Source organism: Haemophilus sp. HMSC061E01 (assembly GCF_001810345.1).
GTDB lineage: Bacteria > Pseudomonadota > Gammaproteobacteria > Enterobacterales > Pasteurellaceae > Haemophilus_D.
On record NZ_KV801017.1, the window covers coordinates 1 to 204 of the forward strand.

A 204-nucleotide genomic window follows, 5' to 3' on the forward strand; every position below is an offset into this window, starting at 1 on the left:
GTTATTAACGGGGTTGATAAGAATTCTTATTCAATTAAAATTCAGTATTCTGAGAAGAAAGCCAATCGATGGTTAGATGCTGTTTCGTATACAGATCAAACAATAGAACGGTTAAGCAGGCAAATAGACTGTGGAGCCTTCTACGATTTAACTAAGTCCTATGACTTGAAATTGATTATTAAGGATAAGTTAAGCAAAGGAGCA

At 34.3% G+C, this 204-nt stretch carries 1 protein-coding gene; it reads left to right on the plus strand.

Translation table 11 applies throughout. From position 1 onward, the window contains the following. The coding region (locus HMPREF2732_RS09930) for a hypothetical protein (protein WP_222563116.1) at positions 1-204 on the plus strand (204 nt) is incomplete at both ends.